Consider the following 25,997-nt stretch of genomic DNA (forward strand, 5'->3'; position numbering starts at 1 on the left):
CCGAGAGTCAGCGCGAGGCGAGATGCGCGGTGATGGCGCGAAACGCGGCGAGCCAGCGATGATCGAGCGGAACGTCCATCGCCTTCGGCTGAGTCGCGAGCTTGACGATCACGGTATCGGAGGCCGCGTCGACATAGAGCCACTGGCCATGGATGCCGATCGCGGCGAGATCGTTGCGCGAGGGATCGATCGTGTACCATTTGCTGCGGTAGCGCGCGCCCGGGAAGATGTCGGCGAGATCGCCGTCCGCCCACGCCTTGTGATCGCCGTTCTCGTGGATGTCGTCGATCCACCAGCCCGGCACCACCTGCCGCCCCTGAACAGTGCCGCGGCAGCGGATCATCTCGCCGAACCGGATCAGGTCGCGTGGAGTGACCGAGAGCCCGCCCGCGATGCGGCCCATGCCGTGGCTATCGAGAGTCATCGAGGCATCCTCCTCCGCACCCATCGGTTGCCAGAGATATTCAGAGAGGATGCGCGGGTACGACTGGGCGCAGGCGCGCTCATAGACCCAGCCGAGCACTTCCGTGTTCGGCGAGACGTAGTGGAACACCTTGCCGTGTGGTTTGCCTGTGGCCCGCAGCGTCGTGAGATAGGCCCGTTGGTGACCGGCCTCGACACCGGGCGGCGGCACGTCCCAGCCCGAGGAGAAGCGATAGCGCGCGACGTCGCCGGCAGGGTCCTCGTAGTCCTCCTCGAACTTGATCGCGACCGCCATGTCGAGGACGTTGCGGACGGTGCAGGTGCCGTAGGCCGAATTCTCGAGCTCCGGCACATAGCGGACCACCCTCGCCTCCGGATCGACCAGGCCGCGTGCGGCGAGCACGCCGCCGAGCGTGCCGGCGATCGATTTGCTGATGGAGCAGACCAGGTGCGGCGTGGTCGTGCTCATGCCGTCGTCATACCATTCGTGGATCAGCGAGCCCCGGTGCATGACGAGCAGCGCATCGGCGAAGGTCTCGCGCAGCGTGGCCTCGATGGTGGTGGGATTGCCGTCAGGCGCCGTGAAGCCTAGCTTGGTCAGCTCACGCGGCGCGCTTGCGATCGGTGTCGGCTGCGCTGAGCGGCGGATTTCCGCTGTCGGCAGCACCTCACGGACGTGGGTGAACCCCCAACGGATGGCGGGGAAGCTGCGCCAGTTGGCACGCGTTACTTGGGCCTCGGGCGCAGCCGGGCTGCCGCGCATGATCTCGGTCGGTCGCATCTCGATCCTCCGATAGGCCGTCCCGACCTCGATGGCGGGAACGGCAGGACGAAAGTCTGCATCCGGGCGCGGCCGGGCGTTATCGAGATCCGGCAATATTTCGCTGGACACCGCCCGCGGCCGTGCCAGTCTGGCGCGGTTCTTGCTGGTCGGAGGGCCTTGCAAATTTCGAGCGTTGTCATGGGCTTGGACGCGACTCTTCCGACGCCAGGTTCGGCCGTCAGCCTGCTTCAGGCCAGCAGCACGGATGTCGATGAGCATTGCGCCACGCTCGGCCGCTGGCGGCTGAGCTATGACCAGATCAGCGCCGGCACTTTCGCAGGCAGTTTCACGCAGCTCTCGCTGCCCCGCCTCGAGGCGTTCCGCGAAATCACCAGCCAACAGGTCCGCCAGTACGGCCAACTCGGCGCTGGTAGCTTTGGCATCGGCCTGCCCTGGCACGCTACGGACGAGGTCAATTGCAATGGTGCCAGCGTCGCAGGTGCCAAGGTCATCGCCTGCATCGACGCCGAGGTCGATATGTGCACGCCGAAGGCATTTGAGCTGCGCGGCGTCGTCACCAGCGCTGGCCTGATCGAGGAGCTCGCCGCGCGTCTCGACATCGCGCTGCCACGCGCCGTCTGGCACCAGCTCTCCGTGATCGAGATGGCGGAGGCGCCGGTGGCGCGACTGCGCCGGCATCTCGCCGTGATCCACGACATCATCACGGTCGCACCAGAGTCGTTCAACGATCCGGCGGCGCAACTGGCGCTCGAGGACGCCCTCCTCGTCGAGATCATGGACATGCTGCCGACCGCACGCCCAAGCGATCCCGGACGCAGCGCCACGGCCCGCAAGCGGACCGTCGATCGCGCCCGCGAACTGATGCACGGCAGCGGCGATCGCTCGCTCTCGCTCTTGGAGGTGTGCAAGGCGGTTGGCGCGAGCCCACGCAAGCTCGGCTATTGCTTCCAGGAGGTCTTGGGCACGAGCCCGATGCACTATTGGCGTGCGATGCGCCTGAACCGCGTGCGGCGCGATCTCAAGCGCGCCGATGGCGCCAACACGTCCGTCTACGACATCGCCGTGCAGCACGGCTTCTGGCACTTCAGCCAGTTTTCGCTCGACTATAAGCGCCACTTCTCCGAGCTGCCCTCGGAGACCCTGCGGCGCGCCAGGCTTGTGGCCTAACCCGTATCAGCGATGCCGCAGCCGGCGGTTGACCCGGCGCGCGAGATAGTCGCCTGCGCTCTGGACGAGCTGCACCAGCGCGATCAGCACCACCACGACGGCCAGCATCATCTCCGGCATGAAGCGCTGGTAGCCGTAGCGAATGCCGAGATCGCCGAGCCCGCCGCCGCCGACCGCGCCGACCATGGCGGAGTAGCCGAGCAGGCTGACGACCGCGAGCGTCAGCGCCAGGAGCAGCCCCGGCAGTGCCTCGGGGATCAGCACCTTGAGCACGATCTGGAGCGGCGACGCGCCGAACGAGGACGCGGTCTCGATCAGCCCTGCATCGACCTCGCGGATTGCGGCTTCGACCAGGCGCGCGATGAACGGCGTCGAGGCGATCGTCAGCGGCACGATCGCCGCCGTCGATCCGATCGAGGTTCCGGCGACGAGCCGCGTGAACGGGATGATCGCCACGACGAGGATGATGAAGGGCGTGGAGCGCGTCGCATTGACGATGATGCCGAGCACGGCATTGATGACGGGCGCCGCGAACAGCTCGCCTTTCCGACTGGTCGCGAGGAAGACGCCAATCGGCAGGCCGAAGGCGGTGCCGAGCAACGCCGCGACCCCGACCATGAACAGGCTCTCGCCGGTGGCCTGGATGATCAGGTTGATGAGTTCAGGCGACATAGCCGAGCCGCTCCGCTGCGAATTGATATTGAGATAACCAGGCGAGCGCCCGCCCCACCGCGGCCTCGCCGCCGGGAATGCCAAGGGGAATGCCAAGCGTCAGTGAGCCGACATGCTGGCCGCCGATCTCGTCGATGCGGGCCGACAGCAGCGAGACGTCAAGGCCGAGCTCGCGCGCGAGCCGCGCGACCAGCGTATCGCCGGTCCCTGCGCCGCGCACCTGGACGCGGATGACGACCTGCCCGCCTGAAAGCGGTTCAGACACAAGCCGGCTCGCCAACGACACCGGCAGGCTGTCGCCGATCACCTCGGCCAGGAAGGACTGCGTGATCGGGTGTTGTGGATGGGTGAAGATGTCGGCGACATGGCCCTTTTCGACGATGCGGCCGCTATCCAGCACGACGACTTCGTTCGCGAGCTGACGGACGACTGACATCTCGTGCGTGATCAGCACGATGGTCACCCCGAGCTCGCGGTTGATGCTCGCGAGCAGATCGAGGATCGCACGCGTGGTCTGCGGATCGAGCGCCGAGGTTGCCTCGTCCGACAACAGCACGCTCGGCCGGGTCGCAAGCGCCCGCGCGATGCCGACCCGCTGCTTCTGGCCGCCGGACAGCTCCGAGGGATAGCGGTCGTGCTTGTCGGCGATGCCGACCAGCGCGAGCAACTCGGCCACGCGCGCCTTGATCTCTGCTTTCGGCCATCCCGCGATCTCCAGCGGCAGCGCGATGTTGGCGGCCGCCGTCCGCGATGACAGCAGGTTGAAGTGCTGGAAAATCATCCCGATCGAACGCTGCGCCAGTCGCAGCTCATGGCCGGCGAGTGCGGAGATGTCGCGGCCGTCGACGACGACGCGGCCCGTCGTCGGTTTTTCCAGCCCGTTGATCAGGCGGACCAGGCTCGACTTGCCGGCGCCCGAGCGGCCGATCACGCCGGTGATCGATCCGCGCGCGATGGCGAAATCGATGCCTTGCAGCGCATTGACGCCGGGTTTGCCGCGATAGGCCGGATAGAGCTTCGAGATGCCCTCGAAGCGGACCATCGTATCCGCCGGGACTGGGGCTTGTGATACCGCCTCACGAGGATCGATCGGCCGTCCGATGGCCAGGGATTGGTGCGCGTTCATCTTTTTCACAACGGATCGCCGGCTCGCAACGCCATGCAGGGTGCGAGGGCAAGTCGCTTCAAGCGACGGGGAAACAGCGTGGCAGACGGTTCCATCGGAAGCGCTGCACTGCAGCACACACCATCGCGCGTTCATGGCCGTCTGGCAATTTCAGATATTTTCTCCGCGGAGGAGAAATTTTCCAGATCCCTCCCCGCCGAAGAAAATTCATCCGCGGCGGGCGACCGGCGAGTCCCCTTACCGGACCATCTGCAACCAGGGCAGCACGATGAGCAGCAGCCCTGCGAAATAGATCAGCCCGAAGATCAGGCCAAAACTCCAGAACCGGCCTTTGCCGATATAGCCGCTGCCGAAATACATCGGCGCAGGTCCCGTCGCGTAGGGCGAGATCACGCCCATCAGGCCGAGCGAATACATGCAGAGCATGGCGAGCGTTCCGACCGGCAGGTCGGCGATGCCCGAGCCGACCGCGAGCACCACAGGCAGCACTGCGGCCGCGTGCGAGGTGATGCTGGAGAAGAAATAGTGGATCCAGAAGAACAGCGCGACCAGCAGGAGCATGGCGGTGGCCGGCGACAGGCCGGCAAGCGGCTTGGCGTATTCGTTGGCGAACCACTTGATGAAGCCGATCTCGTTGAGGCCCGAGGCCAGCGTCAAGAGCGAGGTGAAGTAGAAGAACACCTCCCAGGCGCTCTTCTCGGCCACGATGTCGGCAAACTCGATCACGCCGGTGACCAGCATCAGCGAGATCACGATGAACACGACGGTGGTGGCGTTGACGAAGTTCGAGCCGAGCAGTGGCACGTGGATGTCCGGGCTCGAGCCCGCGATCCACAGGAACATCGCGAGCACGATCAGGCAGAGCATGATCCATTCGTTGCGCGACATCGGGCCCATGCCTGCGAGCTCTTTCGCCGCCCATTCGGAGATTTCGGGGCTGCGCTTCACCTCAGGCCGGCACACGAGATAGCTGAGCAACGGGACGAGCAGCATCAGGACGATGCCGAGCGGCGCGAAGCCGATGAACCACTGGCCCCAGCTCACCTCGACCCCGACCGTCTTCTTGGCGATCGCGAGTGCCGCCGCATTGGGCGCAAGCGCGGTGAAGAACAGCGAGCTCGTGACAGCGGTCGCAGCAAAAGCGGTCCACATCACATAGGTGCCGATCTTGCCGGCGGTCGGTCCAGGCTCGGAGCCGTAGATGCGCGGGATGTTGCTGATGATGGGATAGACGATGCCGCCGCTGCGCGCGGTGTTGGACGGTGTCGCCGGCGCGAGCAGGAAATCCGACATCGCCACGGCATAACCGAGGCCGAGCGTATTGCGGCCGAGGCGTTGCACCAATACGAGCGCGATGCGGCGGCCGAGCGCGCTCTTGCGATAGCCGATCGAGAACACGAAGGCGCCGACGATCAGCCACACCGTGCTTTCGGCAAATCCCGCCAGCATCCAGCGCAGCGACTTGGTCGGGTCCGCATCGATATAGCCACTGATGCCAGCGACGGTCAGCCCGATCAGGCCGACCGCGCCGACCGGCATCGATTCCAGGATCAGGCCGGTGATGACCGCCGCGAATACTGCAAAATAGTGCCACTGGTTGACGTTGAGTCCCGCGGGAACCGGCCACAGATAGATCGCGAGCCACACGACGAGCGGCGCGATCAGTTTCCAGCGAAATCCTTTCGCCTCAGGCGCCTGCGAGCTGGCGTTCATGGGCCCTCCCCGTCGATTTCGTCGTATCTTGCCGGCTCGTCGGCCGGCGCGCTCTTGTCCCTATCGCGGCGTATACGAACTGTCCGCGGCCCGATCAATGGCCTGACATAGCGTTCTACCGTCCCTTGAACCGCGGCTTGCGGCGGCTCAGGAACGCTTCAACGCCCTCCTTGTGGTCCTCGGTGAGGCTCGCGAGCGCGTACTGGTCGACGTCCATGTGGCTGGCGAGATCGTCCAGCGCATGCGCGAGCCTGTTGACGGTGAGTTTGGTCATGGCGACCGAGAGCGGCGGCTGAGCGGCCACCTTGCGACCAAGGTCCATGGCGGCATCGAATGCCTTGCCGGGATCGACCACCTGCTCCACCAGGTGCCATTCGTAGGCCTCGTCCGCCGAGATGCGCTGGTCGGCCAGGATCACCGCCTGCTTGGTGCGGGCCGGGCCGATCAGATGCAGCATGCGCGGGATGCTCTGCCAGCTCATGTTCATGCCGAGCCCGATCTCAGGCACGCGTAGATGCGCATCGCGCCCCATCACGCGGAAGTCGAGCGCGACTGCGAGTGCCACGCCGCCGCCGACGCAAAAGCCCTCGATGGCCGCGATCGTGATCTGCTCCATCCCCTGCCAAGCCTGGGTCAGGCGCGGCCCGAGCTTCAAGTGCCGACGCAGCGTGCCGAGGTCCATGTCTTTGCGCGATCGGCCCTCGGCATCCTTCAGGTCGAAGCCGGCGCTGAAGCAGTTCACACTTCCCGTCAGCACCACGACGGAGGTCGCTGCATCATCCTCGAAGCTGCGCGCAGCCGCGGTGAGCTGCCGCAGCGCCTCCGGCGACAGCGCATTGATGCCATCGCCGCGGTCGAACCGCACAATCGCGATTCGCCCTTCGGGTCCGTGGCCCTTCTCGATCTTCACGAAGTCGGTCACCAGGCGCCTCCAAAGCACAATTTAGGTCGATGCTAGCGCACAAACGGCGTCACGAATACGTGGCCGGATTGCACTGCAACGAACGCTCGACAGGCAGGGAAGATTGCGCCTATCTTCCGCCCCATGAGCAGCGATCATGACCACCACCATCATCACGATCACGACCATTCGGAACTGTCCGAGACCGAGCTGCGCGTGCGCGCGCTCGAGACGATCCTGACCGAAAAGGGCTATGTCGAGCCGGCTGCTCTCGACGCCATCATCCAGGCCTATGAGACCAAGATCGGTCCGCATAACGGTGCGCGCGTCGTCGCCAAGGCCTGGACCGATCCTGCGTTCAAGAAGGCGCTGCTGGAGGATGGCAGCAAGGCGGTCGGCACGCTCGGCCATGTCAGCCGCGTCGGCGATCATCTCGTGGTGGTCGAGAACACGCCGCAGCGTCACAACATGGTCGTGTGCACGTTGTGCTCCTGCTACCCCTGGGAAATGCTGGGCTTGCCGCCCGTCTGGTACAAGGCTGCGCCCTACCGCTCCCGCGCGGTGAAGGATCCCCGCGGCGTGCTCGCCGACTTCGGCGTGACGATGCCGAAGGACGTCGAAATCAGGGTGTGGGATTCGACCGCCGAGACGCGCTTTCTGGTGCTTCCGATGCGCCCGGAAGGCACGGAGGGCTGGAGCGAGGAGCAGCTCGCCGAGCTCGTCACCCGCGATTCCATGATCGGCACCGGCTTTCCCAAGAAGCCCGGAGCTCCGTCATGAACGGCGTACACGACATGGGCGGCATGGACGGCTTCGGCAAGGTCGAGCCCGAGCCCAACGAGCCGATGTTCCACGCAGATTGGGAAGCCCGCGTGCTGGCGATGGTGCGCGCGATGGGCGCCGCCGGCGCCTTCAACATCGACACCTCGCGCTTCTATCGCGAGACGCTGCCGCCACACGTGTACCTCGCGAGCTCCTACTACAAGAAGTGGTTCCTCGGCCTCGAGGAGATGCTGATCGAGAAGGGCTATCTCACCAGGGAGGATGTCGCCGCCGGTCACGCGGTGCAGCCGGCGAAGGCGCTCAAGCACGGTAAGTTCGATCTCGACGATATCGAGCGCGTGATGGTGCGCGGCAAGTTCGCCCGCCCTGCCCCGGCGCCGGCCAAATTCAACATCGGCGACCGCGTGCGCGCGAAGAACATTCATCCGACCACGCATACGAGGCTGCCGCGCTATGTCCGCGGGCATGTCGGCGTGATTGAGCTGAACCATGGCTGTCACGTGTTCCCGGACTCTGCGGCGATGGACCTCGGCGAGAATCCGCAGTGGCTCTACACGGTTGTGTTCGAGGGCCGCGATCTCTGGGGCACCGACGGTGATCCGACCTCGAAGGTCTCGATCGACGCCTTCGAGCCCTATCTGGACCCGGCGTGATGAGCAGCACGGCTGCGGCCGCCGCGACCGCGGCGATTCCGAGCATTCCGCGCGATGACGACGGCCCGGTGTTCCGCGCGCCATGGGAAGCGCACGCCTTCGCGATGGCGCTCACCCTGCACGACCGCGGCCTGTTCACCTGGCCCGAATGGGCCGCCGCGCTCGCCGACGAGATCAAGCGGGCGCAAGCCGCGGGCGATCCCGACACCGGCGAGACCTACTATCTGCACTGGCTCGCCACGCTGGAAAAGCTCGTCGCAAGCAAGGGCGTCACTTCCGCGGAGGCCTTGCATCGTTACCGCGACGCCTGGGACCACGCCGCCGACCGCACCCCGCACGGCAAGCCGATCGAGCTGACGCCGGAGGATTTTGCGCGGTAGTTTTCTGCGCGTAGCGTGGGAGCTGTTCGCCTTAACCCGCACTGTCATTCCCCGCGCAAGCGGGGAATCCAGTACGCCGCGGCTTCTCCGTATCTGACAAGCGCCTCTGGAATACTGGATCACCCGCTTTCGCGGGTGATGACACCAAGTATTTGGCGTCAGCGTGCCGCCACGTACTCCGCCCATCCCTTCGCCCGCAGGCTGCACGCGGGGCACTCCCCGCAGCCATAGCCCCAATCGTGCTGCGCGCCGCGTTCGCCGAGATAGCAGGTGTGGGACTGCTCGCGGATGAGGTCGACGAGCGCGTCGCCGCCGAGGTCATGCGCCAGCTTCCAGGTCGCGGCCTTGTCGATCCACATCAACGGCGTATGCAGCTCAAACGTTTTCGCCATGCCGAGCGAGAGCGCGGCCTGCATGGCACGGATGGTCTCGTCGCGGCAATCGGGATAGCCGGAATAATCGGTCTCGCACATGCCACCGACTATGTGAGTGATGCCGCGACGGTAGGCCAGCGCTGCGGCAAAAGTCAGGAACACCAGGTTGCGGCCGGGCACGAAAGTGTTCGGCAGGCCATCCGCCCCCATCGCGATTTCGACGTCGCGCGTCAGTGCGGTCTCGGACATGGCCGCGAGCGTCGGAATCGACAGCGTGTGGCTCTCGCCGAGCTTGTCCGCCCACTCCGCGCGCACCGCCTTGAGGCCGTCTATAAGCCGTTCCCGGCAGGCGAGCTCGATCGCGTGGCGCTGGCCGTATTCGAACCCCAGCGTTTCCACGCGCGCAAAGCGGCTCAGCGCCCAGGCAAGGCAGGTTGTGGAATCCTGGCCGCCCGAGAACAGCACCAGCGCGGTTTCGGATGAAAATGCGTCGCTCATGGCCCGCGCTTTAGCACTGCGGGCGCGGCCCGCCAATCGGTGGAAATCGGCCCGTTCCGCCGCGTTGTGCTGGGAACGGAGGGCTGGTTTTGGCATAAGGCCTAAGAGTTAGGAGAATGGCCTGCAATGACCCCTTCCCGCGACATTTCACGCCTGATCGAGATCATGGCGGCGCTGCGCACGCCGGTGACCGGCTGCCCCTGGGACCTCGAGCAGAATTTTGCGACGATCGCCCCCTACACGATCGAGGAGGCATATGAGGTCGCCGACGCGATCACGCGAGGCGATCTCGACGATCTGCGCGAGGAGCTTGGGGATCTCCTGTTGCAGGTCGTGTACCATGCCCGGATGGCCGAGGAGCAGAATGCGTTCGCGTTCGGTGACGTCGTCGAGGCCATCACCCGCAAGATGATCCGACGCCACCCTCATGTGTTCGCCGACATGGACGGCAACCTCGCGCCCGCCCACGTCACGGAAGTCTGGGATCGCATCAAGGCCGAGGAGAAAGCCGAGCGCGCCGCGCGGCGGCCGCCGGAGGAGACCTCGCACAAGTCGCTCTTGTCGAGCGTGAAGGCCGGCCAGCCGGCGCTGACGCGCGCCATGGAGCTGCAGCGCAAGGCCTCAACCGTCGGCTTCGACTGGAACGATCCGCGCGCCGTGCTGCAAAAGATCCGCGAGGAAGCCGACGAGATCGAGGCGGCGCTGGACCGCAACGACAAGCAGGAGCTGGCAGAAGAAACCGGCGATCTCCTGTTCGCGCTGGTCAACCTCGCCCGCCATATCGACGCCGATCCGGAAAGCGCGCTACGGACCACCAACGCGAAATTCGAACGCCGCTTTGCCTATATCGAGCGCGCCCTGCAAGCGCAGGGCCGAACGCTGGAGCAGGCGTCGTTGGCGGAGATGGACGCGCTGTGGAATACGGCGAAGGGCGAGGAGAAGAAGGCTCCAGCAGTCGAGAAAAGCAAACAAGCCCGTCGCTAACTCTGATGTCGTCCTGACGAACGCCAGGACGACAGACACTATGCCGCGTGATGCGGCACGGCATCGAACCGCGACACCACGAGGTCACGCTTGGTCTCGTCCACGCGCACGGTCATGTCGAAGCGGCCGTCGTGCAGCTCTTTCGCCAGCACCTCCGAATTGCGGTGCAACCAGGAGATTCCGGCACCGTCGGCGGCGTCGATCGACAGGTCGAGCGTGGTGCGCTTGGTCGCGAGCCGCTCCTCGATCGTGACGAGCAGCGCGTCGATCCCCTCGCCTGAGGTGGCCGAGACCAGCATCGCCGGATGATCGGCCGGCCGGCGCGCGGCGATGTTGAGCAACTCCTCGCGCTGCTCCGCATCGAAGCGATCGACCTTGTTCCAGACCTCGATGATGCGGCCGGAGTCGTCGGGGTTGATGCCGAGCTGGCGCAGCACCGCATCGACGTCGCTCTGCTGCGCCTCGGCGTCCTCATGCGAGATGTCGCGGACGTGCAGGATGACGTCGGCTTCCAGCACCTCCTCCAGCGTCGCGCGGAAGGCGGCCACGAGCTGCGTCGGCAGATTTGAAATGAAACCGACGGTGTCGGACAGCATCGCCTTGCCGCCATGCGGCAAGTTGAGCGCGCGCAGGGTCGGATCGAGCGTGGCGAACAGCATGTCGGCGGCCTGCACGTCCGCGCGCGTCAGGCGGTTGAACAGCGTCGACTTGCCGGCATTGGTGTAGCCGACCAGCGCCACGACGCGATACGGCACGCGCTGGCGGCCGGCGCGGTGCAGGCGGCGCGTCGCCTGCACTTTCCTCAATTCGTTCTCGAGCCTGGAAATGCGCTCGGAGATCAGACGGCGGTCGGCCTCGATCTGGGTCTCACCGGGGCCGCCCATGAAGCCGAAGCCGCCGCGCTGGCGTTCGAGATGGGTCCAGGATCGCACCAGGCGCGAGCGCTGATAGTTCAGATGCGCGAGCTCGACCTGGAGCGCGCCTTCCTTGGTCTTGGCGCGGCGGCCGAAGATCTCGAGGATCAGCCCGGTGCGGTCGAGCACCTTGGCGTTCCACGCCTTCTCGAGATTGCGCTGCTGGATGGGCGACAGCGCACAGTCCATCACGACGAGGTCGACCTCCAGGCTCTTGATCAGCCCGGTAATCTCTTCGACCTTGCCCTTGCCGATATAGGTCGCAGGCCGGATCTGGCTGATCGGCGCGATGATGGCATCCGCAATGACGAGATCAATCGCGCGCGCAAGGCCCGCGGCTTCGTCGAGCCGGGCTTCTGCATCGCGCAGGACATGACCGTCCGATTGCGCGTCGGCTCCGCCCGCGCGCACCCGCGTGTAGGGGCCGATGACCAGCACCCGCCCCGTCGGTTTAGCCCCTGCCGACCGCGGACGGTCGGCATCCCCGTCGAAATTCCGGGGTTCCAATCAGATCACTCTCAAGCCGGCTGGTCCTCGCCGCCTTCGAACAACTGGATCGGAGCTCCCGGCATGATGGTCGAGATCGCATGCTTGTAGACAAGCTGCGAGTGACCGTCGCGCCGGAGCAGCAAACAGAAATTGTCGAACCAGGTCACGATGCCCTGGAGCTTCACTCCGTTGACCAGAAAGATCGTCAGTGGCGTCTTGGTTTTGCGAACGTGATTAAGGAAGGTGTCCTGTAGGTTTTGTGCGCGGTCTGCCGCCATTGTTTTTATCTCGCTTTGAGTTTCTTTTTATTGCGCCGGTTGCGGCCCTCTTTTGAAATTCGAGGCCTCGTCCGGTTGCCGGCCCTCATGAGATCCCCCTCGGAGGGCCAGCGGTTCGATTAGAGGACAGGTGGACTTATTAGGCAAGCCGCTTCACGCGGCACAGCCCGTCCTACTGGACCGAAAAATTACGGAAATCGATGGTTTTCCTCGGATATTGTGAACGTGTGGCCGTGAGGTCGCGGCCCTCAACCGACGCCGAGGGCCTTCAACTTCCGGTGTAGGGCCGAGCGCTCCATGCCGACGAACTCAGCCGTGCGCGAGATATTGCCGGAAAAGCGGCTGATCTGCGCAATTAGATAGTCGCGTTCGAACACTTCCCGCGCCTCGCGCAGCGGCAGGCCCATGATGTGCTCGCCATTGTTGCTGGTCGGCATCGCCGGCACCATGGAGCCGACGTCCTGCGGCAGCATGTCGGCGGTGATGATCACCTCCGGACCGCCTGCGGCGAGAATCATGACTCTCTCAACGTTGTTGCGGAGCTGGCGCACATTGCCGGGCCAGACGTGCGATTGCAGCACCGCCATAGCGTCCTGCCCGATCTGGCGCTTGGGCAGGCCGCTGCCGGCCGAGATCTGCTCCATGAAATAATCGATCAATTCCGGAATATCCTCGCGCCGCTCCGACAGCGCAGGCACGCGGATCGGCACCACCGAGAGGCGATGATAGAGGTCCTCGCGGAAATGGCCGGCCGCGATCTCCTCCTCCAGGTTGCGCGCGGTTGAGGAGATGATGCGCACGTCGACCTGCACCTTGGCGGTGCCACCGACGCGCTGGAACGACTGCTCGACCAGCACGCGCAGGATCTTGTTCTGGGTCTCGCGCGGCATGTCCGCGATCTCGTCGATGAACAGCGTGCCGCCATGGGCCTCTTCGAGCGCGCCCGATTTGCGCGGCTGCTCGCCGTTGGTCTGCTCGATGCCGAACAGCTCGTGCTCCATGCGCTCGGGCGTGATCGCCGCCGCGTTGATCACCACGAACGGACCATCGGCGCGGCCGGAGGCCGCGTGCAGCGTGCGCGCGGTGAGCTCTTTGCCGGCGCCGGCGGGGCCGACGATCAGGATGCGGCTATTAGCCTTGGCCGCACGCTCGATGGTCTGGCGGAGTTGGTTCATGCTGGGCGAGCGGCCGACGAGCTGGCTTGCGCTCGGCGCGAGTTGCTTCAGCTCCTTGACCTCGCGCTTGAGCCGGGAGTTTTCCAGCGCGCGTGTCGCCACCAGGATCAGGCGGTCTGCCTTGAACGGCTTCTCGATGAAGTCGTAGGCGCCCCGCTTGATCGCGGCCACCGCGGTCTCGATGTTGCCGTGGCCCGAGATCATGACGACCGGCAGGTCGGCATTGTCCTTCTTGACCTGCTCGAGGAGCTGCAATCCGTCCAGCTTGGAGCCCTGCAGCCAGATGTCGAGAAACACCAGATGCGGTCTGCGGTTGGCGATTTCGGCGAGCGCCGTATCGCTGTCGCGCGCGGTCCGGGTCACGAACCCCTCGTCCTCGAGAATGCCCGCAACGAGATCCCGAATATCGGCCTCATCATCGACAATCAGAATTTCACTAGCCATGGGTCGCGCCTGTGTTGTCAGTTGCCTGTTGAGGCTTCGATTTTCGTTGAGTCATTAGTCTTTTCGGCCGGCTCTTTGGTTCCGCCTGCCGGTTCTTTTGTGTCCTGGGCCGTCGCGGCTGGTGCCGTCTCCGCGACCTCGATCTTCTTGGGATGGCCGGAGATCGCAAAGCGCATCCGCATCCAGGCACCGCGCTGGCCCTCGCGGAAGTCCGCGGCGTCCTTCAATTCGATGCGCCCGCCATGGTCCTCCAGCACGCGGCCGACGATCGCAAGCCCAAGGCCGGTGCCCTTGGCGCGAGTCGTCACATAGGGCTCCAAGAGCCGCGAGCGCGCGACCTTGGGCAGGCCGATACCGTTGTCGACGACGTCGATCAGGACGTCCTCGCCTTCGCGCGATACCACGACGTCAATGCGGCCGCGGCCCAGCTCCTCGGGCGGGACCTGCTCGATCGCTTCCGTGGCGTTCTTGACGATGTTGGTGACCGCCTGCGAGATCAGTCGCCGGTCGAACTGCGCGCGTAGCGGATCCTCCCTGAACTCGGTCTCGATGTCGAGCTCGGGATGCGCCACCTTCATCAGGAACACGGCCTGCCGCACGGTGTCGGCGACGTCCTCGCCCTCCATCACCGGCTTCGGCATGCGCGCGAAACGCGAGAACTCGTCGACCATGCGGCGGATGTCGTCGACCTGGCGCACGATGGTGTCGGTGCACTGGTCGAAGATTTGCTTATCCTTGTCCTCGGTGATGGTCTTGCCGAACTTGCGCCGGATGCGCTCGGCGGAGAGCTGGATCGGCGTCAGCGGGTTCTTGATCTCGTGGGCGATGCGGCGGGCCACGTCGCCCCACGCCGAGGTCCGCTGCGCCGAGACGAGCTCGGTGATGTCGTCGAGCGTGATGATGTAGCTGTCGCGCGGCTGGCTGGTCTTCTCGGCGCTGACGCGGACCGACAAATTGCGCTCCTGCCCATCGCGCGTGATGGTGATCTGGCCCTGCACCAGGCGCTGCGTCCCTTCCCGCGCCGTCTTCATCATCTCGTCGAGCTCGGGCAGCACGTCGGAGAGCGGATGGCCGAGCGTCTCGGATTCGGCGTGCCCGATCAGCTTCTCGGCCGAGCGGTTGAGGATGCCGACGCTGCCGGACGCATCGACGCCGATGATGCCGGCACTCGCCGAGGACAGCACCGCCTCGATGAAGCGGCGGCGGCTGTCGATGAGATCGCTGGCGTTAACGAGCTCGTCGCGCTGGCTGCGCAATTCCTGCGTCATCTTGTTGAAGGTCTCGCCTAGCTGCGCGAGATCGCCTTCGGATTTGTGCACGGGCACCTGGACATGCAGGTTACCGGTCGAAACCGTATGGGCCGCGTTCATCAGCCGCCGGATCGGCGCCACCAGCGAGTTGGCGAAGTTGAACCCGATCAGCACCGACGCCATCAGGATGGTGAGCGCGATCACCGCGAACATTAGCGCGAACGCGACCTGGATGCCGAGCCGGCGCGACTCGATCTGGGCGTATTCGGCGACGCTGAGCTCGGTCTGCTTGAGCTGGTCCACCACGCGCGGGTCGAGCTGGCGGGCGACATAGAGGAAGAAGGTGTCGTTGAAGGACCTCAGCCTGATCACGGCGGCGACCAGATTCTGGTCGGGCAGGACCGCGATCTCGGGCTCGTTCTCGTTGACGTTCTTCAAGAATTCAGGATTTGGCGGCGCGAAGGCGAGCGGGATGCCGCCGGTTTCCGCCGACAGGATCGGATTGGCGTCCTTGCCCATGATCATCGCGCCCGGCAGGTTTCTGGCCGCCGCCCCCGCCGTCAGGAGCTGCAGGAAGGACTGCCGATCGCGGTCGAACAGCAGCGAGGCGCGCGAGACGTCGTTGGCCATGCCGATGATGTCGCCGCGAATGAGCTGCGCGTGCTCCTGCATGTAGGCGCGCGCGATAATCAGCGAGTTCTGAATGACCTCCTTGGTCGGTCCCGAGAACAGGCGGTCGAGGCCGCGCTCGATGGTGACGTTGGCGACGACCGCAACCAGTACCGCCGGCAGCACCGCGACGATCGAGAACAGGCCGACGATCTGGACATGCAGCCGCGCCGCGGCCCTGCCCCGCCGGCGGGCCTGGATCATCTGCCAGACCTCGCGGATGATGATGCCGACCAGCAGCAGGATGGTCCCAGCGTTGATCAGCAGGAAGGATCTGACGACCTCGGGCGTGGGTTCGATGCTGGTCAGGCCGGTCAGGACGACGAAGGTCAGGAAGGCCGACAGCAGCGCCAGGCCGACCGCAAAAGGTGCCAGCCACCGGCTCAACGACCAGCGTCTGGGCTCTTCGGGTGGGGCCGTGTCAAAGGATGCGGCCGAGGTATCTGCGCTGGTCATTCCGGCAATGGCGATGCTGAAAAACGGGTCCGCGGCGGCGGATACTGATGCATTCGTACCACAATGTTGCCGAATTGCGACAATTCCGCGGCGCCTACGCCGCTGTGGACCGGTGCATCCACAGGGCTGCGGCTCGCTCGAGGGAGCGGGTATGTCGGGCCGACGGCCATCACGCGGAACGGATTGCCGGCTTCAGGGCTTGAAGGCGATGGATCGCTTCTTCCTCGCGATGATGGTTTCAGCCGTCCTGCTGCTGATCGTGGCCACGGACCTCCTGGTCAACGGCCCCGGAATGCAGGAGCCGGCCAATGTCGCCAACATCCTGCCCGCGGCACCAGCCCGGCTTGTGAGATAGGTGCGACGTCCCGCCCCGCCACCGAGCGACCAATTCACGCGAGAACGCGGAACATTTCCGTCATAGTCCGACTTCCGTTCACCGCGGGCCACCCAGTCAGCGCGATTCGGACAGGCTCAGCTCCCGCTTTGGTAGGGAGCTGAGCTACTGTTCGTCGTTGGAACTAGCCTCCGCTGCGGTAGACCTGGATATCCAGATCCCGAATCTTCTTGCGCAGCGTGTTGCGGTTGAGGCCGAGCAGGTCCGCGGCGCGGATTTGGTTGCCGCGGGTAGCGGCCAGAGCGGCCGTGAGCAGCGGCACCTCGATTTCCTTGAGAATGCGGTGATAGAGGCCCGGCGGCGGCATGCCGTTCGGAAACCCCTGGAAGTGCGAGGACAGATAGGCCTCCACGGCCCCGCCGAGATTGTCGACGCCCTGCTGGACCGCTGTGCCCGGGCTGACCGATGGCGGCGCCAGCTCGCCATCGATGACCGAGGACGTGATCACGTCCTGAGGGTAGAGCGCCGCAAGGCGCCGGGCGAGGTTCTCGAGCTCGCGCACATTGCCCGGCCAGCGGTGCTGCTTCAGCCGCTCCAGTGCCAGCGCATCCAGCTTCTTTGGCGGCAGGCCGTCCTTCTCGGCGAGCGCGAAGAAGTGACGCACGAGATCCGGCAGATCTTCGATGCGCTCGCGCAACGGCGGCAGCCGCAGCGGCACGACATTGAGGCGGAAGAACAGGTCTTCCCGGAACAGCCCCTGCTGGATCAGGACGCGCAGATCCTTGTTGGAGGCAGCGACGATGCGCACGTCTGTCTTGATCGGGGTGCGACCGCCGACCGTGGTGTACTCGCCCTGCTGGAGCACGCGCAGAAGACGCGTTTGCGCCTCCATCGGCATGTCGCCGATCTCGTCGAGGAACAGCGTGCCGCCCTCGGCCTGCTCGAAGCGGCCGGAGGCGCGGGTGTTGGCGCCGGTGAAGGCACCGCGCTCATGGCCGAACAATTCCGATTCGATGAGGTCGCGCGGGATCGCCGCCATGTTGACGGCAACGAACGGCCCGTTGCGGCGCTTGCCGTAGTCGTGCAGCGCGCGCGCCACCAGCTCCTTGCCGGTGCCAGATTCGCCCGTGATCATCACAGTCAGATCGGTCTGCATCAGGCGCGCGAGCACGCGGTAGATTTCCTGCATCGCCGGCGAGCGGCCGACCAGCGGGATCGCCTCCATCTCGGCGTCCTCGTCGGGACTGGGCGTGCGCTCCTTCGGCTCGGCGAGCGCGCGGCCGACGATGGCGATCAGCTCTTTCAGGTCGAAAGGCTTCGGCAGGTACTCGTACGCTCCGCGCTCGGAGGCGCGGATCGCCGTCATGAAGGTGTTTTGCGCGCTCATGACGATGACCGGCAGATTCGGCCGCATCTTCTTGATCCGCGGCAACAGGTCGAAGGCGTTCTCGTCCGGCATCACCACGTCGGTGATGACGAGATCGCCCTCCCCCTGGCTGACCCACCGCCACAGCGTGGCGGCATTGCCGGTCAGCCGCACTTCATAGCCGGCGCGGGAAAGTGCCTGATTGAGAACCGTGCGGATGGCGGTGTCGTCATCAGCAACGAGAATGCTACCTGCGGGCATCGTTATTCCTCATTTTGCCCCCTGTGACGCAGGCGACGACTTCCCGGCAGAGTCGGCGTGGCTGCTTTGATCGGCGTGTTTGAGAGACGTCGAGTACATCGGCATCAGCACGCGGAAGGTGGTCTTGCGCGGCTGAGACTCGCATTCGATGATGCCCCCGTGATCACCGATGATTTTCGCGACCAGCGCGAGGCCCAGACCCGAGCCGGTCTGCTTGGTGGTCACGAAGGGATCGAACAGGTTGGGCAGAAGATCGTCCGGCACGCCTGGTCCATTGTCCTTGACGCAGAATTCAAGCGGCAGCGATACCCGGGATTTTTGACCGGGCACTGACAGGCGGACGCCGGGACGGAACGCGGTGGTGAGCTGGATCTCGGCGTCGGGGACGTCGATCAGGGCTTCGGCGGCATTCTTCACCAGGTTGAGGAACACCTGGATGAGCTGGTCCTGGTTGGCCAGAACCGGCGGCAGCGAGGGATCGTAGTCCTCGATGAAGCGGATGTTGCGGGCAAAGCCGGACTGCGCCAGTCGCTTCACGTGATCGAGTACGGAATGGATGTTGACCGGGCCACGCACCACGGGCCGTTCGTCGCCGAACACCTCCATGCGGTCCACCAGCGTCACGATTCGGTCGGCCTCGTCGCAGATCAGCCGAGTCAGCATGCGGTCCTCGGACGAGGCCTGCTGCTCGAGAAGCTGCGCCGCGCCGCGGATGCCGGAGAGCGGATTCTTGATCTCATGCGCAAGCATCGCGGCCAGCGCGATCACCGAGCGCGCGGCACTGCGATGGGTGAGCTGGCGGTCCATCTTGTCGGCGATGGTACGCTCCTGGAGCATCACCACGATATGGCCGGGCCGTTCCGTCAGCGGTGCGACATGGAGGTCGACTTGACGGTCGCCGCCCATGCGCGGCGTGCCGAGGTCGACCTTGTATTCATTGACAGGCGAATTGGAGGAGCGGACCTGATCGATCAGCGCCAGCAAGGGGCTTCCGAACGGCACCAACTCCTTCAGCGACTGCCGCTTCAGGAATTGCGTCGAGATCTCGAAGAAGGCTTCAGTTGCGATGTTGGCGGCGACGATCTTGCCGTCAGGCCCGATCGTGAGCACGGGATTGGGCAAGGCATCGAGGATGGCGTCGCTCTCGGACGAAAGCGGCCGACGATGGTCAGCGGCTGAGCTCATGCGGCAGCGCTCCATGCGAAGTCGTCGAAGGCGTCCTGCAGCGACCGCTGGACAAGGCGCGGGTCCTCCGAGGTGAGGATCGTCTGGCGCCAGGCTCTCAGCTTTTCGGCCGGCGCGCGGCTCGCTTGCGCGGCCACCTCGAGGGCCCAGCCGAGATGTTTTCGTGCATGCTTCAGGCCGATGCGCAGGCCATAGAGCGCGCAGACGCCCTCATAGAGCGTGCGGACATAGTCGAGCTGCTGCTCGAGCGACGGTGCGGCCTCGGCTTCCCCGCCGTTGAGGCGGCGGCCGATCTGGCCGGGCAGCCAGGGCTGGCCTTGCGCGCCGCGTCCGATCATCACCGCATCAGCGCCGGAGGCATCGAGCGCCGCGATCGCCTTGTCGTAAGATGTAATGTCGCCATTGACGACGAGCGGGATGGAGATCGCCTCGCGCACCGCGCGAATTGCGTCCCAGTCGGCTTCGCCCTTGTAGAATTGGGCGCGGGTGCGGCCATGCACGGTCACGAGTTCCACGCCGGCAGCCTCCGCGCGCCGCGCCAGCTCCGGCGCATTGCGGGTGCGCTCGTCCCAGCCAAGTCGCATCTTCAGCGTCACCGGCACCTTCACCGCCGCGATTGTTGCCTCGATCAGGCTGACGGCGTGGTCGAGGTCGCGCATCAAGGCCGAGCCGGACTGGCCGCCGGTGACGTGACGGGCGGGACAGCCCATGTTGATGTCGATGATGTCGGCGCCGCCGGCCTCCGCGATCCGGGCGCCCTCGGCCATCCAGCGCGCCTCGCAGCCGGCAAGCTGTACGACATGAGGGCCGATCCCGGTCGCTTCGCAGCGCAAACGCGACATCGTATGGCCATTGGCGAGATCGTCGCTGGCGGTCATTTCGGACACGACAAGGCCGGCCCCAAGCTCGGCGGCCAGCCGCCGGAACGGCGAGTCGGTCACTCCCGACATCGGCGCCAGGAAAACCGGGGTGGCGACGTCAATATCGCCTATCTTCAACGGCTTAGCGCCGAATGCTTCCGAGCCGGTCACGAAGGTCTCGTTCACAAGACAGGGGCCTCATCGCACCTGTCATGATCTATCTTGCGCACAATTCTTGTGCAGTCAAGCGTCATGCCTACAGTTTAGACAGTTCTTCCAATCTTTCAAGTGCAGTGCAGCAAAATGCGATTTCCCACAACGCAGGGAAACCTCTTTTTTTGCGGCCCTGCCGTGCTAGAGGCATGCCGGCAATCACCCCACTCCCCGACTCTTCACCAGCAATTGAGTAATCGAGCCCTATGGCGAAATCAGAGCGCACTGGAGTCGTTCTCGTCGCAGCCGGTCGCGGACTGCGCGCAGGCGCCGGCGGGCCGAAGCAATACCGCACGATCGGCGGCCAGCCCGTGATCTTTCGAGCCATGGAAGCCTTCAGCCGCCATGCGGATGTGTTCGCGGTGCAGCCGGTGGTCAATCCCGACGACAGCGCGATGTTCACGGCCGCAGTCGCAGGGCTGCGGCACGAGCCGCCGACCAATGGCGGCGCGACCAGGCAGGCTTCCGTGCTCGCCGGTCTTGAGGCACTCGCCAGACACAAGCCGGATATCGTCCTTATCCACGACGCGGCGCGGCCCTTCGTCTCGCAGGCGCTGATCTCCCGTGCAATCGACGCGGCAAGCCGCACCGGTGCGGCGATCCCGGCAATTCCCGTCACCGATACCATCAAGCTCACCGGCGAGGCCGGCGACGTCGAAGGCACGCCGGACCGTACGCGCCTGAGAATCGCCCAGACGCCTCAATCCTTTCGTTTCGACGTCATCCTCGAGGCGCATCGTCGCGCGGCAAGAGAAGGACGCAGCGATTTCACCGACGATGCGGCGATTGCCGAATGGGCGGGATTGACGGTTGCAACCTTTGAAGGCGATGTTGCCAATATGAAGCTCACCACTCCCGAAGACTTCGTGCGCGAGGAAGCGCGCCTGGCCGCCCAGCTCGGCGATATCAGGACGGGCACGGGCTATGACGTGCATGCCTTTGGCGAAGGCGACCACGTCATGATCTGCGGCGTCCGTGTGCCGCACACCAGGGGGTTTCTGGCCCATTCCGACGGCGATGTCGGCCTGCATGCGCTGGTCGACGCGATCCTCGGAGCACTGGCCGACGGCGACATCGGCTCGCACTTCCCGCCGAGCGATCCGAAGTGGAAGGGCGCCTCCTCCGACCAGTTCCTGAAATACGCCATCGACCGCGTCTCGCAGCGCGGCGGCCGCGTCGCCAATCTCGAGGTGACGCTGATCTGCGAACGGCCGAAGATCGGCCCGTTGCGCGACACCATGCGGGCGCGCATCGCCGAGATCTCGGGCGTCGACATCTCCCGCATTGCCGTGAAAGCGACGACCAGCGAGCGGCTCGGCTTCACCGGCCGCGAGGAAGGCATCGCGGCGACCGCGAGCGCCACCATCCGCCTGCCCTGGAGCATCTAGGCCATGGGCGGCAGCGACGCACGCGCCCTCTCCCGCTCGCTGCTCGATCTGTGCCGGATGCGCAAGCTGACGATCGCGACCGCGGAATCCTGTACCGGCGGCCTCGTCGCCGGCGCCCTAACCGACATCCCCGGCTCTTCCGATGTGATCGACCGCGGCTTCGTTACCTATTCCAACGACGCCAAGCGCGCGATGCTCGGCGTCGAGGCGGGCACGCTGGCGAATTTCGGCGCGGTCAGCAAGGAGACCGCGACTGCGATGGCAGTCGGTGCGCTGGAGCGCGCTGGCGTCGATCTCGCGGTCGCCATCACCGGGATTGCCGGCCCCGGCGGCGCCACGCCCGGGAAGCCGGTCGGGCTCGTGCATTTCGCTGCCGCCGCGCGGGACGGCCGGATCATTCATCGCGAGCACCGCTTCGGCGCCATCGGCCGCAGCGCCGTGCGGCTGCGCTCGGTGGTCGAGGCACTGCGTATGCTGATGGATCTCGCGCGCGGCCCGCAGGCCCAGGTCAAGCCGCGCCGCGAAGCCGTAAGCCGGCTGCGCCCGCGCGTCGCCCGCTCGCCACGGCGGCATGCGGTGAAGCGCCGGCGACCGCCGCGCGGGTAAGGCACGGCTCACGCAGCCGCCAGCAGCGTGCTCGCGTGATCGAGCACGCGCTGCTTGACGGCATCGGTATCGGACGGGTTCACCGTCGCGCTGACGGTCAACTCCACGACGGGTGCGGTGGAGTTTGCGACATCGATCACCTTGGACACATGGACTGCCGGATTGACCCGCGTGTCGATGCGCGGATCTTCGCGCAACGCCTTCAGGATCTGGCCGGCCAATGTATTGGCCGTCCCGGCCCTGACCGGGAAGGTCACCTTGATCTCGCCTGTGCCGGGATAGGCGCTGTGGTTTATGATGGCTGCGCCCCAGACCTGTCCGTTCGGCAGCAGGATCTGCGTGTTGTCTGGCGCGACCAGCTCGGTCATGAACAGCGACAGCGATCTCACCTTCCCCGCCTTGCCGGCGACCTCGACGTCATCGCCGATGCGAAAGGGACGAAACAGCAGCAGCATCACGCCGGCGGCGAGATTGGAGAGTGTGCCCTGCAAGGCGAGGCCAATGGCGAGTGATGTCGCGCCCAGCACGGCGACGAGACTCGCGGTCTGGATGCCGAAGAGCTGAAGCACGGCAATGCCGACCACCGCGAGCACGCCGTAGCGCGCGACGCTGGCCACGAACAACGTCACCAGCGGATCGACCCGGTGCGTGACGCTCAGCATCCGGGTGAGGAAGCGTTGCAATGCGCCGGACAGATACCAGCCGATCGCAAGCAGCAGGATCGCATAAAGCACGTTCAGCCCGTACAGGACGAGCGACGCCTTCAACGTGTCGAAATTGATGGTCATGGCGGCTCCATCCGGAACAATCGGTTGAGAACTCGCAACGCCCTGAAATGATCCCCCCGGCAGCCTGCCAAAGCATCGAACGAAGAGACGCCGGACATCTATTCCGCGAGAAGCAGTATCGGGCTCGGAACGCAACCGGCTCGGATTCCACGCTCCCACAGCGGCGGCGATCATTGTCCCGTCTGTTTGATCCGATGCAGGACGGGAAGCTTTTGCTCGATCGCCTTCGCAAGCACCGTGCCCGTGGTGCGGCCAAGCTCCTTGGCGATGATCGCGACCGGTTTAGTGCCTGCGAGTGTCCTGAGCTTGCTCAGATCTTCCGCACTCCAGGACTGCTTCCAACGTCCCATGTCCCTTTGGTCCTGCCCATACATTCCCCCATCCACCGATTCGTATTTTAGTTGAACAGTCCATGAAATGCAGCTTCACCGGTGTGCCGCTCGCGGCAAGGGGTGTTCCGTCAGGACGCCGCGCTTTGGCACAAACTGCACTTGTCGCCGCCCATGGCGCACAGTTTGAATGTGGGGTTGCGCGCGGGAGGCGCCTTGGAAGCCACAATGTGTGCGGGAACGCGAACGCGCGTCTGCATCAACCTCGTAACCGCCGCTGTCGTCAACAAGACGAATTGACGTGGAGTTGTCTCGGTTAGGACGGTGCGAGCTTGGGCCGACCGTAGATCGCATCGGCCCGTTTTTCGAACGCGGCGGAAAAGCGCGCGAACGCGGTATCGAACATCGAGCCCATCAGCATCGCGAGCATGCGGCTCTTGAACTGATAGGACAGGAAAAAGCCGACGTCGCAGACGCCATCACCCTTCGGCTCGAACGTCCAGCGATTTTCGAGATTGCTGAACGGCCCTCGCAGATATTCGACGAGGATTTTCAGGTTGGCGCGGTCGAGCGTCACGCGGCTGGTGAAGGATTCCTTGACCAGCTTGAACGACACCGTCATGTCGGCGACCAGCACCTCCGTCCCGTCGGGCTTGGCCATCCGCTGGCGCACCTTCAGCGCGCTGCACAGCGGCACGAATTCCGGATAGCGCTCGACATCGGCGACCAGATCAAACATCTCGGACGCACTGTGGTTGACGCGGTGCTTGCTCGACACTCGATGCATTGAACGTCAGCGGGCTGTTGCGGCCCGGGATGCCTTCAGTCTTGCAAAATCCTCGCCGGCATGATGCGACGAACGGGTGAGCGGGCTCGCCGACACCATCAAGAAGCCCTTGGTGTAGGCGACCTTTTCGTAGGACGAAAACTCGTCCGGCGGCACGTAGCGCATCACCGCGTGATGCTTCCGGGTCGGCTGCAGATACTGGCCGATGGTCAGGAAGTCGACGTCCGCGGAGCGCAGATCGTCCATCACCTGCTGCACCTCGTGACGCTCCTCGCCGAGGCCCACCATGATGCCGGATTTGGTGAAGATCGCCGGATCGATCTCCTTGACCCGCTGCAACAGCCGGATCGAATGGAAGTAGCGCGCGCCGGGCCGCACCGTGAGGTAGCGCGACGGCACGGTCTCGAGATTGTGGTTGAAGACATCGGGCTTGGCCGCCACGACAACCTCGAGCGCCCCCTCCTTGCGCAGGAAGTCGGGCGTCAGGATCTCGATCGTGGTCGACGGACAGGCGGCGCGGATGGCGCGGATGGTCTGGGCAAAATGCTCGGCGCCGCCATCGACAAGATCGTCGCGGTCGACAGAGGTGATGACGACGTGGGCGAGGCCCAGCTTGGCCACTGCCTCGGCGACGTTCTGCGGCTCGGCTCCATCCAGCGCGTTGGGCAGGCCGGTCTTGACGTTGCAGAAGGCGCAGGCGCGGGTGCAGGTATCACCCATGATCATGAAGGTCGCGTGCTTTTTGTCCCAGCACTCGCCGATGTTCGGGCAACCCGCCTCCTCGCACACCGTGTGCAGGCCATTCGCCCGCACGATGTTGCGGGTGTCGGCATAGCCGCGGGTGTTGGGCGCGCGCACGCGAATCCAGTCCGGCTTCGGCGGCGAAGCGGAATCGGGCCGGTTCACCTTTTCAGGATGGCGCGGGCGCAGCGGGTTCGAGATGGTATCGACGATAACGACCATGGGATGTCCGGTCTGTTCAGGTCCTACCTAGTCGGTATCGCATGGCATCGCAACCCGGCTCGCCCTGCTTCAGGGAACATGGCAGATATGGGGAATATCCTGCTCTGTTCTCAAGCGATTCTCACCTCGAATGGCTCCAAGAAGACTACCAAGATCGAACGCATCCACGCCCCGCCTCGGCAAGCCGCTGAAGCGTGGCTTCTTCGGCCGCAGCGTCCATGAGGTCGCTCCCGACCTGATCGGCGCGACCCTGCTGGTCGGGGGCGTCGGCGGGACAATCGTCGAGGTAGAGGCCTATCATCATACCGACCCGGCGGCGCACTCCTATCGCGGGCCAACGCCGCGGAACAGGGTGATGTTCGGCCCGCCGGGCTTTGCCTATGTCTACCGCTCCTACGGCATCCATTGGTGCGTGAATTTCGTCTGCGAGGAGGAAGGCTCGGCCAGCGCGGTCCTGATCCGCGCACTAGAGCCGACACACGGGATCGCCGCGATGCGCCGCCGCCGCCATCTCGACGACGTGCACGCGCTGTGCTCGGGCCCGGGCAAACTGACGGAAGCGCTCGGCGTCACCATCGACCACAACGCCCTGCCGCTGGACCGGCCGCCGATCGCGCTGCATGCGCGGACCGAGGACGTCGAGGTCGCGGCCGGCATTCGCATCGGCATCACCAAGGCGGTCGAACTGCCCTGGCGTTACGGCGTCAAGGGGTCGAAGTTTCTGAGCAAGCCGTTTCCGAAGTAAACCGTCATTCCGGGGCGATGCACAGTATGGACCCCGGAA

26 protein-coding genes are annotated in these 25,997 nt (G+C 65.2%); 9 read left to right on the plus strand and 17 right to left on the minus strand.

What is annotated here, in order from left to right:
- Window positions 1-7: 7 nt before the first annotated feature.
- Window positions 8-1,204, minus strand: a complete 1,197-nt coding sequence (locus MTX21_RS06175; protein ID WP_280963930.1) for a serine hydrolase — start codon at window positions 1,202-1,204, stop codon at window positions 8-10.
- Window positions 1,205-1,384: 180 nt separating this feature from the next.
- Here MTX21_RS06175 and MTX21_RS06180 point away from each other — a divergent pair, with 180 nt between their 5' ends.
- Window positions 1,385-2,374, plus strand: coding sequence for a helix-turn-helix domain-containing protein (locus MTX21_RS06180; protein ID WP_280963931.1), 990 nt, complete (start codon window positions 1,385-1,387; stop codon window positions 2,372-2,374).
- Window positions 2,375-2,380: 6 nt separating this feature from the next.
- Here the strand turns inward: MTX21_RS06180 and MTX21_RS06185 are convergent, their stop codons facing one another.
- The 4 genes from MTX21_RS06185 to MTX21_RS06200 form a co-directional block, all read right to left on the minus strand.
- On the minus strand, window positions 2,381-3,046 hold the full coding sequence (locus MTX21_RS06185; protein ID WP_280963932.1) for a methionine ABC transporter permease: 666 nt from the start codon (window positions 3,044-3,046) through the stop codon (window positions 2,381-2,383).
- Window positions 3,036-4,172 carry a methionine ABC transporter ATP-binding protein gene (locus tag MTX21_RS06190; protein WP_280970983.1) on the minus strand — a complete coding sequence of 379 codons (1,137 nt, stop codon included), beginning with the start codon at window positions 4,170-4,172 and terminating at the stop codon, window positions 3,036-3,038. Before MTX21_RS06190 ends, MTX21_RS06185 begins: the two co-directional genes overlap by 11 nt.
- Before the next feature lie 237 nt (window positions 4,173-4,409).
- Entirely contained in the window at window positions 4,410-5,885 is a 1,476-nt protein-coding gene (locus MTX21_RS06195) for a DASS family sodium-coupled anion symporter (RefSeq protein ID WP_280963933.1), read from the minus strand.
- Window positions 5,886-6,000: 115 nt separating this feature from the next.
- Complete coding sequence (locus tag MTX21_RS06200; protein WP_280963934.1) at window positions 6,001-6,807, minus strand: enoyl-CoA hydratase/isomerase family protein; 807 nt, start codon at window positions 6,805-6,807, stop codon at window positions 6,001-6,003.
- A 123-nt stretch (window positions 6,808-6,930) separates the two neighbouring features.
- On the opposite strand from MTX21_RS06200, the gene nthA reads away from it, so the two are divergent.
- Genes nthA through MTX21_RS06215 form a run of 3 tightly spaced genes read left to right on the plus strand, consistent with a single transcriptional unit; the run spans window position 6,931 to window position 8,602 of the window.
- Window positions 6,931-7,566: a nitrile hydratase subunit alpha gene (gene nthA, locus MTX21_RS06205; protein ID WP_280963935.1), complete on the plus strand. Its 636-nt coding sequence runs from the start codon at window positions 6,931-6,933 to the stop codon at window positions 7,564-7,566.
- Window positions 7,563-8,222: a nitrile hydratase subunit beta gene (gene nthB / locus MTX21_RS06210; RefSeq protein ID WP_280963936.1), complete on the plus strand. Its 660-nt coding sequence runs from the start codon at window positions 7,563-7,565 to the stop codon at window positions 8,220-8,222. The genes nthA and nthB overlap by 4 nt, the downstream gene beginning before the upstream one ends.
- Entirely contained in the window at window positions 8,222-8,602 is a 381-nt protein-coding gene (locus tag MTX21_RS06215) for a nitrile hydratase accessory protein (RefSeq protein WP_280963937.1), read from the plus strand. The genes nthB and MTX21_RS06215 overlap by 1 nt, the downstream gene beginning before the upstream one ends.
- 158 nt (window positions 8,603-8,760) lie before the next feature.
- On the opposite strand, the gene queC is transcribed toward MTX21_RS06215, so the two are convergent.
- Window positions 8,761-9,474 carry a 7-cyano-7-deazaguanine synthase QueC gene (queC, locus tag MTX21_RS06220; RefSeq protein WP_280963938.1) on the minus strand — a complete coding sequence of 238 codons (714 nt, stop codon included), beginning with the start codon at window positions 9,472-9,474 and terminating at the stop codon, window positions 8,761-8,763.
- Window positions 9,475-9,600: 126 nt separating this feature from the next.
- On the opposite strand from queC, the gene mazG reads away from it, so the two are divergent.
- Window positions 9,601-10,458 carry a nucleoside triphosphate pyrophosphohydrolase gene (gene mazG / locus MTX21_RS06225; RefSeq protein ID WP_280963939.1) on the plus strand — a complete coding sequence of 286 codons (858 nt, stop codon included), beginning with the start codon at window positions 9,601-9,603 and terminating at the stop codon, window positions 10,456-10,458.
- Between the two features lie 38 nt (window positions 10,459-10,496).
- Here mazG and hflX read toward each other — a convergent pair whose 3' ends face one another.
- From hflX to MTX21_RS06245, 4 genes are all read right to left on the minus strand, one after another.
- Window positions 10,497-11,879, minus strand: a complete 1,383-nt coding sequence (gene hflX, locus MTX21_RS06230) for a GTPase HflX (RefSeq protein WP_280963940.1) — start codon at window positions 11,877-11,879, stop codon at window positions 10,497-10,499.
- An 11-nt stretch (window positions 11,880-11,890) separates the two neighbouring features.
- Window positions 11,891-12,139, minus strand: coding sequence for an RNA chaperone Hfq (gene hfq / locus MTX21_RS06235; RefSeq protein ID WP_007591126.1), 249 nt, complete (start codon window positions 12,137-12,139; stop codon window positions 11,891-11,893).
- A gap of 248 nt (window positions 12,140-12,387) precedes the next feature.
- On the minus strand, window positions 12,388-13,758 hold the full coding sequence (locus MTX21_RS06240; RefSeq protein WP_280963946.1) for a sigma-54 dependent transcriptional regulator: 1,371 nt from the start codon (window positions 13,756-13,758) through the stop codon (window positions 12,388-12,390).
- A gap of 17 nt (window positions 13,759-13,775) precedes the next feature.
- Window positions 13,776-16,133, minus strand: coding sequence for a PAS domain-containing sensor histidine kinase (locus tag MTX21_RS06245; protein WP_280963948.1), 2,358 nt, complete (start codon window positions 16,131-16,133; stop codon window positions 13,776-13,778).
- Window positions 16,134-16,341: 208 nt separating this feature from the next.
- Between MTX21_RS06245 and MTX21_RS06250 the strand changes: the two genes are divergently transcribed.
- Window positions 16,342-16,488, plus strand: coding sequence for a hypothetical protein (locus MTX21_RS06250; protein ID WP_280963949.1), 147 nt, complete (start codon window positions 16,342-16,344; stop codon window positions 16,486-16,488).
- 163 nt (window positions 16,489-16,651) lie between these two features.
- Here MTX21_RS06250 and ntrC read toward each other — a convergent pair whose 3' ends face one another.
- Genes ntrC through dusB form a run of 3 tightly spaced genes read right to left on the minus strand, consistent with a single transcriptional unit; the run spans window position 16,652 to window position 20,277 of the window.
- Complete coding sequence (gene ntrC, locus MTX21_RS06255; RefSeq protein ID WP_280963950.1) at window positions 16,652-18,094, minus strand: nitrogen regulation protein NR(I); 1,443 nt, start codon at window positions 18,092-18,094, stop codon at window positions 16,652-16,654.
- Between the two features lie 9 nt (window positions 18,095-18,103).
- Window positions 18,104-19,279 (minus strand): nitrogen regulation protein NR(II), encoded by a 1,176-nt coding sequence (locus tag MTX21_RS06260; RefSeq protein ID WP_280963951.1) that lies wholly within the window; start codon window positions 19,277-19,279, stop codon window positions 18,104-18,106.
- Window positions 19,276-20,277, minus strand: a complete 1,002-nt coding sequence (gene dusB / locus MTX21_RS06265) for a tRNA dihydrouridine synthase DusB (protein WP_280970984.1) — start codon at window positions 20,275-20,277, stop codon at window positions 19,276-19,278. Before dusB ends, MTX21_RS06260 begins: the two co-directional genes overlap by 4 nt.
- 281 nt (window positions 20,278-20,558) lie before the next feature.
- Between dusB and MTX21_RS06270 the strand changes: the two genes are divergently transcribed.
- Both MTX21_RS06270 and MTX21_RS06275 read left to right on the plus strand, forming a co-directional pair.
- Complete coding sequence (locus MTX21_RS06270; RefSeq protein WP_280963952.1) at window positions 20,559-21,740, plus strand: bifunctional 2-C-methyl-D-erythritol 4-phosphate cytidylyltransferase/2-C-methyl-D-erythritol 2,4-cyclodiphosphate synthase; 1,182 nt, start codon at window positions 20,559-20,561, stop codon at window positions 21,738-21,740.
- Between the two features lie 3 nt (window positions 21,741-21,743).
- Window positions 21,744-22,346, plus strand: coding sequence for a CinA family protein (locus MTX21_RS06275; RefSeq protein ID WP_280963953.1), 603 nt, complete (start codon window positions 21,744-21,746; stop codon window positions 22,344-22,346).
- Window positions 22,347-22,354: 8 nt separating this feature from the next.
- On the opposite strand, the gene MTX21_RS06280 is transcribed toward MTX21_RS06275, so the two are convergent.
- The 4 genes from MTX21_RS06280 to lipA form a co-directional block, all read right to left on the minus strand.
- Window positions 22,355-23,134, minus strand: a complete 780-nt coding sequence (locus tag MTX21_RS06280; RefSeq protein ID WP_280963955.1) for a mechanosensitive ion channel domain-containing protein — start codon at window positions 23,132-23,134, stop codon at window positions 22,355-22,357.
- Window positions 23,135-23,304: 170 nt separating this feature from the next.
- A complete protein-coding gene (locus tag MTX21_RS06285) occupies window positions 23,305-23,484 on the minus strand; it encodes a hypothetical protein (protein ID WP_280963956.1) in 180 nt (59 codons plus the stop codon).
- Window positions 23,485-23,779: 295 nt separating this feature from the next.
- A complete protein-coding gene (locus MTX21_RS06290) occupies window positions 23,780-24,250 on the minus strand; it encodes a type II toxin-antitoxin system RatA family toxin (protein WP_280963957.1) in 471 nt (156 codons plus the stop codon).
- Between the two features lie 6 nt (window positions 24,251-24,256).
- Entirely contained in the window at window positions 24,257-25,213 is a 957-nt protein-coding gene (gene lipA, locus MTX21_RS06295; RefSeq protein WP_280963958.1) for a lipoyl synthase, read from the minus strand.
- Between the two features lie 130 nt (window positions 25,214-25,343).
- Between lipA and MTX21_RS06300 the strand changes: the two genes are divergently transcribed.
- On the plus strand, window positions 25,344-25,958 hold the full coding sequence (locus MTX21_RS06300; RefSeq protein WP_280963959.1) for a DNA-3-methyladenine glycosylase: 615 nt from the start codon (window positions 25,344-25,346) through the stop codon (window positions 25,956-25,958).
- The last annotated feature ends 39 nt before the right edge of the window (window positions 25,959-25,997 follow it).

It is taken from the genome of Bradyrhizobium sp. ISRA430 (assembly GCF_029909975.1).
Classification (GTDB): domain Bacteria; phylum Pseudomonadota; class Alphaproteobacteria; order Rhizobiales; family Xanthobacteraceae; genus Bradyrhizobium.

What these genes read in the sequence shown, in the direction of transcription:
- MTX21_RS06195 (WP_280963933.1), bottom strand. Translation starts at nt 5,885, where the DNA reads ATGAACGCCAGCTCGCAGGCGCCTGAGGCGAAAGGATTTCGCTGGAAA.
- MTX21_RS06270 (WP_280963952.1), top strand. Translation starts at nt 20,559, where the DNA reads ATGGCGAAATCAGAGCGCACTGGAGTCGTTCTCGTCGCAGCCGGTCGC.
- MTX21_RS06250 (WP_280963949.1), top strand. Translation starts at nt 16,342, where the DNA reads ATGGATCGCTTCTTCCTCGCGATGATGGTTTCAGCCGTCCTGCTGCTG.
- ntrC (WP_280963950.1), bottom strand. Translation starts at nt 18,094, where the DNA reads ATGCCCGCAGGTAGCATTCTCGTTGCTGATGACGACACCGCCATCCGC.
- MTX21_RS06240 (WP_280963946.1), bottom strand. Translation starts at nt 13,758, where the DNA reads ATGGCTAGTGAAATTCTGATTGTCGATGATGAGGCCGATATTCGGGAT.
- mazG (WP_280963939.1), top strand. Translation starts at nt 9,601, where the DNA reads ATGACCCCTTCCCGCGACATTTCACGCCTGATCGAGATCATGGCGGCG.
- MTX21_RS06190 (WP_280970983.1), bottom strand. Translation starts at nt 4,172, where the DNA reads ATGAACGCGCACCAATCCCTGGCCATCGGACGGCCGATCGATCCTCGT.
- MTX21_RS06185 (WP_280963932.1), bottom strand. Translation starts at nt 3,046, where the DNA reads ATGTCGCCTGAACTCATCAACCTGATCATCCAGGCCACCGGCGAGAGC.
- MTX21_RS06215 (WP_280963937.1), top strand. Translation starts at nt 8,222, where the DNA reads ATGAGCAGCACGGCTGCGGCCGCCGCGACCGCGGCGATTCCGAGCATT.
- nthB (WP_280963936.1), top strand. Translation starts at nt 7,563, where the DNA reads ATGAACGGCGTACACGACATGGGCGGCATGGACGGCTTCGGCAAGGTC.
- queC (WP_280963938.1), bottom strand. Translation starts at nt 9,474, where the DNA reads ATGAGCGACGCATTTTCATCCGAAACCGCGCTGGTGCTGTTCTCGGGC.
- MTX21_RS06245 (WP_280963948.1), bottom strand. Translation starts at nt 16,133, where the DNA reads ATGACCAGCGCAGATACCTCGGCCGCATCCTTTGACACGGCCCCACCC.
- MTX21_RS06280 (WP_280963955.1), bottom strand. Translation starts at nt 23,134, where the DNA reads ATGACCATCAATTTCGACACGTTGAAGGCGTCGCTCGTCCTGTACGGG.
- lipA (WP_280963958.1), bottom strand. Translation starts at nt 25,213, where the DNA reads ATGGTCGTTATCGTCGATACCATCTCGAACCCGCTGCGCCCGCGCCAT.
- hfq (WP_007591126.1), bottom strand. Translation starts at nt 12,139, where the DNA reads ATGGCGGCAGACCGCGCACAAAACCTACAGGACACCTTCCTTAATCAC.
- MTX21_RS06260 (WP_280963951.1), bottom strand. Translation starts at nt 19,279, where the DNA reads ATGAGCTCAGCCGCTGACCATCGTCGGCCGCTTTCGTCCGAGAGCGAC.
- MTX21_RS06175 (WP_280963930.1), bottom strand. Translation starts at nt 1,204, where the DNA reads ATGCGACCGACCGAGATCATGCGCGGCAGCCCGGCTGCGCCCGAGGCC.
- MTX21_RS06300 (WP_280963959.1), top strand. Translation starts at nt 25,344, where the DNA reads ATGGCTCCAAGAAGACTACCAAGATCGAACGCATCCACGCCCCGCCTC.
- nthA (WP_280963935.1), top strand. Translation starts at nt 6,931, where the DNA reads ATGAGCAGCGATCATGACCACCACCATCATCACGATCACGACCATTCG.
- MTX21_RS06285 (WP_280963956.1), bottom strand. Translation starts at nt 23,484, where the DNA reads ATGGGACGTTGGAAGCAGTCCTGGAGTGCGGAAGATCTGAGCAAGCTC.
- MTX21_RS06275 (WP_280963953.1), top strand. Translation starts at nt 21,744, where the DNA reads ATGGGCGGCAGCGACGCACGCGCCCTCTCCCGCTCGCTGCTCGATCTG.
- MTX21_RS06180 (WP_280963931.1), top strand. Translation starts at nt 1,385, where the DNA reads ATGGGCTTGGACGCGACTCTTCCGACGCCAGGTTCGGCCGTCAGCCTG.
- MTX21_RS06290 (WP_280963957.1), bottom strand. Translation starts at nt 24,250, where the DNA reads ATGCATCGAGTGTCGAGCAAGCACCGCGTCAACCACAGTGCGTCCGAG.